Source organism: Stenotrophomonas sp. Sm2128, assembly GCF_030985535.1.
GTDB lineage: Bacteria > Pseudomonadota > Gammaproteobacteria > Xanthomonadales > Xanthomonadaceae > Stenotrophomonas > Stenotrophomonas maltophilia.
In genome coordinates, this window is the sequence record NZ_JAPTFQ010000010.1 from 64961 (window position 1) to 73333 (window position 8373).

At 66.3% G+C, this 8373-nt stretch carries 7 protein-coding genes; all 7 read left to right on the plus strand.

Features of this window, described 5'->3' with window-relative positions; all coding sequences use genetic code 11:
- The first annotated feature begins 20 nt into the window (after window positions 1-20).
- The 7 genes from pyrH to bamA all read left to right on the plus strand — a co-directional run bounded on the left by pyrH (window position 21) and on the right by bamA (window position 8051).
- Window positions 21-749: a UMP kinase gene (gene pyrH / locus O0K41_RS05040; RefSeq protein WP_005408745.1), complete on the plus strand. Its 729-nt coding sequence runs from the start codon at window positions 21-23 to the stop codon at window positions 747-749.
- Window positions 750-845: 96 nt separating this feature from the next.
- Entirely contained in the window at window positions 846-1400 is a 555-nt protein-coding gene (frr, locus tag O0K41_RS05045) for a ribosome recycling factor (RefSeq protein WP_005408744.1), read from the plus strand.
- Between the two features lie 5 nt (window positions 1401-1405).
- A complete protein-coding gene (gene uppS / locus O0K41_RS05050; RefSeq protein ID WP_005408743.1) occupies window positions 1406-2173 on the plus strand; it encodes a polyprenyl diphosphate synthase in 768 nt (255 codons plus the stop codon).
- Window positions 2170-3006, plus strand: coding sequence for a phosphatidate cytidylyltransferase (locus tag O0K41_RS05055; RefSeq protein ID WP_049451311.1), 837 nt, complete (start codon window positions 2170-2172; stop codon window positions 3004-3006). Before uppS ends, O0K41_RS05055 begins: the two co-directional genes overlap by 4 nt.
- A gap of 2 nt (window positions 3007-3008) precedes the next feature.
- Window positions 3009-4199 (plus strand): 1-deoxy-D-xylulose-5-phosphate reductoisomerase, encoded by a 1191-nt coding sequence (locus O0K41_RS05060; protein ID WP_049451312.1) that lies wholly within the window; start codon window positions 3009-3011, stop codon window positions 4197-4199.
- A 55-nt stretch (window positions 4200-4254) separates the two neighbouring features.
- Window positions 4255-5613: an RIP metalloprotease RseP gene (gene rseP / locus O0K41_RS05065; protein ID WP_005408740.1), complete on the plus strand. Its 1359-nt coding sequence runs from the start codon at window positions 4255-4257 to the stop codon at window positions 5611-5613.
- Between the two features lie 74 nt (window positions 5614-5687).
- A complete protein-coding gene (gene bamA, locus O0K41_RS05070; protein WP_049451313.1) occupies window positions 5688-8051 on the plus strand; it encodes an outer membrane protein assembly factor BamA in 2364 nt (787 codons plus the stop codon).
- The last annotated feature ends 322 nt before the right edge of the window (window positions 8052-8373 follow it).

The window sequence follows — 8373 nt, forward strand, 5'->3', positions numbered from 1 at the left end:
TCCACGCACCCGAGGTCCCCATGTCCAAGCTCGCCTATCGCCGCATCCTTCTGAAACTGTCCGGGGAGGCGCTGATGGGAGATGAGGACTACGGCATCGACCCGAAGATCATCAACCGCCTGGCCCGTGAGGTCATCGAAGCCCAGCAGGCCGGTGCCGAAGTGGCCCTGGTGATCGGCGGCGGCAACATCTTCCGCGGCGCTGGCCTGGCCGCCGGCGGCATGGACCGGGTCACCGGCGACCAGATGGGCATGCTGGCGACGGTCATCAACGCCCTGGCCATGCAGGACGCCCTGGAGAAGCTGGGCGCCAAGGCGCGCGTGATGAGCGCGATCAAGATCAACGACGTGTGCGAGGACTACATCCGCCGCCGCGCCATCCGCCACCTGGAAAAGGGCCGCCTGGTGATCTTCGCCGCCGGCGTCGGCAGCCCGTTCTTCACCACCGACTCCGGCGCCGCCCTGCGCGCGATCGAGATCGGTGCCGACCTGCTGCTGAAGGCCACCAAGGTCGATGGCGTGTACGACAAGGACCCGAACAAGCACAGCGATGCGGTCCGCTTCGACAGCCTGAGCTATGACGAAGTGATCCGCCGCGGCCTGGAAGTGATGGATACCGCCGCCTTCGCACTGGCCCGCGACAGCGACCTGCCGATGCGCGTGTTCGACATGGGCCAGCCGGGCGAGCTGCTGAAGATCCTCAACGGCGAGAACATCGGCACCCTGGTCCAGGGCCGCGATCCGGCCTGAGCCTGAGCGCGCGGCGACAACCGGGCCGATTCAGGCCCGGCAGCGTCCCGTATTCGCCTATAATCGCCCGATTCCAGATACATCCAGGACCGGGCGATGCTCAACGACATCAAGAACAACGCGCAGACGCGCATGGCCAAGAGCATCGACGCTCTGAAGCACACCCTCACCTCCATCCGGACCGGGCGTGCCACGCCGGCCCTGCTGGACCGCGTGACGGTCAATGCCTACGGCAACGCCAGCACCCCGCTGAACCAGGTTGCCTCGATCTCCAACGCCGATGCGCACTCGCTGCTGGTCACCCCGTTCGACAAGGGCATGATCAAGGAGATCGAGAAGGGTCTCTATAACGCCGAGTTCACCCCGAACACGCTGGGCACCGCGATCCGCATCAACATGCCGCCGCCGACCGAAGAGCGCCGCAAGGAGCTGGTCAAGCAGGTGCAGAAGGAAGGCGAAGGCGCCAAGATCGCGATCCGCAACATCCGTCAGGACGCAAACAAGGAAATCGCCAAGCTGGTCAAGGACAAGGCGATCAGCGAGGACGAGAAGAAGCGCGGTGAGGACGACATCCAGAAGTTGACCGACACCAACATCAAGGACGTCGACAAGGTCGTTGCCGACAAGGAAAAAGAACTGCTGTCGGTCTGAAGTCGATGCCTTCAGTCCCGCCTCCGTTGCCGGCCACCCTGCCCCGCCACGTCGCCATCATCATGGATGGCAACGGGCGCTGGGCACAGCAGCGCCGCCGCCCGCGCGTGATCGGCCATCGTGCCGGCGCGCGCGCGGTCAACCGCACCATCGAGCGCTGCCTTGAACTGGGCATTCCGGCGCTGACCCTGTTCGCGTTTTCCAGCGAGAACTGGGGCCGGCCGCAGGAAGAAGTCGACGCCCTGATGAAGCTGTTCCTCGGCGCGCTCGACCGCGAAGTGGACGAACTGCACCGACGCGGCGTGCGCGTACGCTTCATCGGCGAACGCGAGCGCTTTGGTGCCGGACTGGTCAGCCGCATGCAGCTGGCCGAGCAGCGCACCGCCGACAACACCACCCTGACCCTGTCGATCGCCGCCAGCTACGGCGGTCGCCAGGACATCGCCCGTGCCGCGCGCGCGCTGGCCGCTGAAGTCGCCGCAGGACGCCTGCTGCCCGAACAGATCGACGAATCGCTGCTGGGCAGCCAGGTCGCCCTGGCCGACCTGCCGCCGCCGGATCTGTTCATCCGCACCGGTGGCGACACCCGCATCAGCAACTTCCTGCTGTGGCAACTGGCCTACACCGAGCTGTGGTTCACCGAGGCGCTGTGGCCGGACTTCGATGCCGCCCTGCTGCAGCAGGCGCTGGATGCCTATGGCAGCCGCGAGCGTCGTTTCGGCCTGACCAGCGCCCAGATCGCCGCACTGGCCACCGAGACCTCCAGCCCATGACCAAGACCCGAGTCCTCGCCGCGCTGATCATGGCGCCGCTCGCCATTGCCGCGATCCTGCTGCTGCCGACGCAATGGCTGGCCGCCGCCGCCGCCGCGGTGCTGCTGATCGGCCTGTGGGAATGGCTGAAGCTGGCCGGCATCGAAGACACCCTCGCGCGCACCGTGCTGCTGGTGCTGAACCTGCTGCTGATGGTGCTGCTGGTGTGGGCCGATGGCAGCACGCTGGTGCTGTTCCAGATCACCACACTGGCAGGCGTTGCCTGGTGGCTGGCGGCGCTGGCCTGGCTGCGCTTCTTCAACTTTGGCGCCCAGCCGACGGCCCCCTCCCGGATCGTGAAGATGCTGGCCGGCACCCTGGCCATCGTTCCTGCCTGGGCAGCGCTGGTGCTGATCCACGCTGGCGGTGACCCGCCAGGCCAGCAGGGCCACCTGTGGCTGCTGGCGGCACTGGCACTGGTCTGGGCAGCCGATTCGGGCGCCTATTTCGCCGGCCGTCACTTCGGCAAGCACAAGCTGGCGCCGCGGATCAGCCCCAACAAGACCTGGGAAGGCCTGTTCGGCGGCCTGCTGGCCGGTGTCGCCGTGGCCCTCGGACTGGGCTGGCTGGCCGGCATCGACATCGCGCACCTGCCGGGCCTGCTGATCACCTCGGTGGTGGCCGTATTCGCGTCGGTGCTGGGTGACCTGTTCGAAAGCCTGATCAAGCGCCACGCCGGTGCCAAGGACTCGGGCAACCTGATTCCGGGCCATGGTGGCGTGCTCGACCGCGTCGACGGCGTCCTCGCCGCCGTGCCGGTGTTCGCGCTGGGCAAGGAAATCTTCGGGTTCTGACCATGAATGCTGTCGCAGACCTGCGCCGGGTCGCCGTATACGGCGCCACCGGCTCGATCGGTGCCTCCACGCTGGACGTCATCGCCCGCCACCCGCAGCGCTACCAGGCCACGGTGCTGGCCGCCGGCCGCCAGGTGCAGGCACTGCTGGCCCTGTGCCGCCAGCACAAGCCCGCGCACGCGGTCATCGCCGACGAAGCGCTGTTCACCGAACTGCGCGACGGCCTGCGCGATGCCGGGCTGTCGACCGAGGCCCACGCCGGTCATGCCGCACTGGACCAGCTGGCAGCAAGCGATGCCTGCGACACGGTCGTCGCGGCCATTGTCGGTGCTGCAGGGCTGTCCTCGACCCTCGCCGCCGCTGCGGCCGGCAAGCGCATCCTGCTGGCCAACAAGGAATCGCTGGTACTGGCCGGCGAGCTGCTGACCCGCACCGCCGAGCGCGCCGGCGCCGAGATCATTCCGATCGACAGCGAGCACAGCGCGATCTTCCAGTGCCTGCGTTCGCGCAACGCCAGCATCGACGGCGCCGGCGTGCGCCGGATCCTGCTGACCGCGTCGGGCGGCCCGTTCCGCGGCCGCAGCCGCGCCGAGCTGGCCGAGGTCACCCCGGCCCAGGCCGTGGCTCACCCGAAGTGGTCGATGGGCCCGAAGATCTCGGTCGATTCGGCGACGTTGATGAACAAGGGCCTGGAAGTCATCGAGGCGCACCATCTGTTCTCGGTGCCCGGCGAGCGCATCGAGGTGCTGGTGCACCCGCAGAGCCTGGTCCATTCGCTGGTCGAATTCGTCGACGGCTCGACCCTGGCCCAGATGGGCCTGCCGGACATGCGCACCACCCTGGCGGTCGGCCTGGGCTGGCCGCAGCGCATCGAATCGGGCGTGGCCGGGCTGGACCTGCTGGCGCAGGGCCGGCTGGATTTCGAGGCGCCTGACACCGACGCCTTCCCCTGCCTGGCGCTGGCCTGGCAGGCCATGCAGGCCGGCGGTACTGCCCCGGCGGTGCTGAACGCCGCCAATGAAGAGGCGGTTTCAGCATTTCTTCAGGGCCGGATCGGTTTCCTGACCATCCCGGAGCTGGTTGCTAACGCTCTTTCAACACTGCCGACCCAGCCAGCCGATACACTGGAGGTCCTGTTGTCCGCCGACCAGCGGGCACGCCAGCTCACCCTGAACGCCATCGACGCCGCCTGAACGACCGCCTCGCCCAGCATGACGCCGCCGCCCCTGCCCGCCACTGTGAGCCTGCATGACTGACTTCCTCGGATCGGTCTGGTGGATGATTGTCAGCCTCGGGCTGCTGGTCACGTTCCACGAGTTCGGGCATTACTGGGTCGGCCGCCTCTGTGGGGTCAAGATCCTGCGCTTCTCGGTCGGCTTCGGCCGTCCGCTGTGGTCGCGCCGCGACAGGCACGGCACCGAGTTCGCCATTGCCGCCATCCCGCTGGGTGGCTACGTGAAGTTCCTCGACGAACGTGAGGTCGAGGTCCATCCCCACGAGCGCGGCCAGGCCTTCAACCACAAGACCGTGTGGCAGCGCATCGCCATTGTTGCTGCAGGGCCGATCGCCAATCTGCTGCTGTGCATCCTGCTGCTGTGGGCGATGTTCGTGATCGGCAAGCAGGACTACTCGCCGACGATCGGCCGGGTTGACGGCATCGCCGCCAGCGCCGGACTGCTCAGCGGTGACCGCGTTCTGCGGGTGGATGAGCGCCAGGTCGCCACCCTGGGCGAGGCCAGCATGGCGCTGACCGCCGCTGCGATGGATCGCCGCGACGTCACGCTTGAGGTACTCGACCCTGCGGACCAGGTGCGCGTGCGCACCCTGCCGCTGTCGCAGCTGCCCGCCGGCTTCGATGAACGACGGGTACCGATCCTGGCCGGCCTGTACTGGCAATCGTGGCTGCAGCCGGCACTGGTCGACTCGCTCACCGCCGATTCGGTGGTCACCGGGCTGCTGCAGCCGGGCGACCTGATCGTGGCGATCGACGGCCAGCGCATCGACAGCGTCGACCAGGTGATCGGCGAGATCCAGGCCCTCGGCCGTGCCGGAGGCCCCGGCATGATCGAGGTCCTGCGAGGCGGTGAACGCCTTGCACTGGAAGTCACGCCACGCCAGGGCAAGGATGGCAAGGGCAACCCGGTCTGGCAGATCGGCGTCGGCTTCCCCACCACCTACAGCCCCTCCTACGACACCCTGCTGCGCTATGGGCCGCTGGATGCAGTGACCGTCGCCGTGCGTGAAACCGGCAGGCTTGCCGCCGATTCGCTGGGCATGATGGCCCGCATCGTCACCGGCAAAGCCTCGCTGCAGAACGTTTCCGGGCCGGTCACCATCGCCCGCGTGGCCAATGTCTCGGCCAAACGCGGCCTCGACTGGTTCCTGCAGTTCCTTGCCCTGCTGTCACTCAGCCTGTGCATCATCAACCTGTTGCCGATCCCGATCTTGGACGGCGGGCACCTGCTGTATTACCTTATCGAGTTGGTCAAGGGCAGCCCGCTGAGCGAGCGTGCCATCGCCGCCGGCCAATACATCGGCCTGGCGTTGCTGGCCGGGCTGATGGGGTTGGCGTTCTACAACGACATCCTCGGCCTGGTCCCGCGATGAACTTTTCCACGTTGTTGCCGTCTACAGCGTCGGCATCCCGCACCAATGAAATCGACCTTCCTACCGGACGTGACATGACGCGACTCCCCAATCGCCGCCTGCTGGCCCTCGCCCTCGCCGCCGTCACCGGCGCTCCCGCCCTGGCCCAGGCAGCCGAGCCCTTCACTGTCAGCGACATCCGCGTCGATGGCCTGCAGCGCATCAGCTCGGGCACGGTGTTCACCTACCTGCCGGTGGAACGGGGCGAGACGATCACCGACAACAAGGTCGGCGAGACCATCCGCGCGCTGTACAAGACCGGCTTCTTCGAAGACGTGCAGCTGGACCGCCAGGGCAGCATCCTGGTGGTGACCGTCAAGGAACGCCCGGCGATCAACAAGCTGACCGTGACCGGCAACAAGGACATCAAGTCCGAGCAGCTGCTCAAGGGCCTGTCCGACATCGGCCTGACCGAGGGCGGCACCTTCGACCGCCTGAGCCTGGACCGCGTGACCCAGGAACTGCGCCGCCAGTACAACGACCGCGGCAAGTACACCGTCGAGATCACCCCGACCGTGAGCCCGCTGGACCGCAACCGCGTGGACATCGCGATCGCCATCAAGGAAGGCAAGGCGGCCAAGATCCGCCACGTCAACCTGGTCGGCACCGAGAAGTTCGAGAGCAAGGACATCCTGGAGACCTGGGAGTCCAAGGAGCACAACTGGGCGTCGTGGTACCGCCGTGACGACCAGTACTCCAAGGAAAAGCTGTCCGGCGACCTGGAAAAGCTCAACTCGTGGTACCTGGACCGCGGCTACGTCGACTTCAGCATCGATTCCACCCAGGTCTCGATCAGCCCCGACAAGCGCGACATGTTCCTCACCGCGGGCGTGACCGAGGGTGCGCAGTACAAGATCTCCGAGATCAAGGTCAGCGGCGACACCATCCTTCCGCAGGAGGACGTCGAGCGCATGGTGATCCAGAAGCCGGGCGACACGTTCTCGCGTGCCCTGCTGGAATTCAGCTCGGACACCATCACCAACTCGCTGTCCAACATCGGCTACGCGTTCGCCAAGGTGAACCCGATCCCGACCACCAACCGTGCCGAACAGACGGTAGGGATCAACATGCAGGTCGTGCCCGGCCCGCGCGTGTCGGTGCGTCGCATCCTGTTCCGTGGCAACACCCGCACCTCCGACGAAGTGATGCGTCGCGAAATGCGCCAGTTCGAGAACAGCTGGTACTCGCAGGCCGCGATCGACCGCTCCAAGATCCGCCTGCAGCGCCTGGGCTACTTCGAGTCGGTGGACGTCGAGACCCCGGCCGTCAGCGGCAGCAACGACCAGGTCGACGTCGTCTACAACGTCAAGGAAACCACCTCCGGCAGCTTCGTGTTCGGCCTGGGCTATTCGCAGTCCTACGGCATGACCACCTCGGTGCAGCTGTCGCAGAACAACTTCCTCGGCGGCGGCAACCGCGTGTCGGTCGAAGCCTCGCGCAGCAGCTACCTGCAGCGCTACGGCTTCAGCTACACCAACCCGTACTTCACCGACGACGGCGTTTCGCTGGGCTACAACCTGTCCTGGCGTGAACTGGACTACTCCGACTTCAACACCGCGCAGTACAACAGCACCAATGGTTCTGCGCAGGTGGTGTTCGGCGTGCCGCTGACCGAGACCGACACCGTCTCGCTGATGTTCGGCATCGACAGCAACCAGATCACCACATATCGCAACTCGACCCCGGACTCGATCATCGATTACATCGATGCGGTCGGTACCCGCACCTTCCATGCCTGGCGTACCGAGCTGGGCTGGGCGCGCGACTCGCGCAACGATTACTTCATGCCGACCCGCGGTACCTACCAGCGCGTCGGCCTGGAAACCACGCTGCCTGGCTCGACCATCGAGTACTACAAGCTGAACTACCAGATCAGCAAGTACTGGCCGATCATGCCGTCGCTGGTGATCAACACCCGCGCCGAAGTGGGCTACGGCGATGCCTACGGCAAGGACTACACCCGCACGATCACCGACGCCGACGGCAAAACCCGTACCGTCACCGCCAGCGGCCTGCCGTTCTTCGAGAACTTCTACGCCGGTGGTACCAACTCGGTACGTGGCTTCGAGGACAACACCCTCGGTCCGCGCGAAGTAACCCAGGGTTATCCGGAAGGCCAGCCGCTGGGTGGTTCGCTGAAGACCGTCGGTTCGGTTGAAGCCTACTTCCCGCGCCTGTTCGACAGCCCATCGGCCCGCGTGTCGGCCTTTGTCGACTTCGGTAACGTCTACAACGGCACCAAGAACTTCAAGGCCAACGAACTGCGCGTCTCCACCGGTGTCGCCCTGCTGTGGCGCGCCCCGGTCGGCCCGATCTCGATCAGCTACGCCTTCCCGCTGAAGAAGGAAGACGGCGACAAGATCGAACGCCTGCAATTTACCTTCGGTGGTCAGTTCTAAGAGCTGACCACCGAAGGTGCGCCGCGGCTTGCTGTCGCAAGCAGCGGGTCCCGACCTACCTCCTATCTCCCGCGCCATTGGCGCGCCCCCCTTAACAGAAGGGGGGCTCTCCACCAGACGGGGTGCGAATCGCCGGGCTCTGCCCGGCGTTTTCGTTTTTCAGATGACACTGCACGGCACGGGCTTTTGGCCGCGCTCGCGGGAAATTGTCCAGAGGCGGCGGGTGGCCCTGGACAGGACCGTTGGCGCCATGGGCCCGAGGCATGCCTCGGGCGGGTTGGGCAGGACGCCCAACCCCGGTCTTGCCGTGTGCGCAGGACAG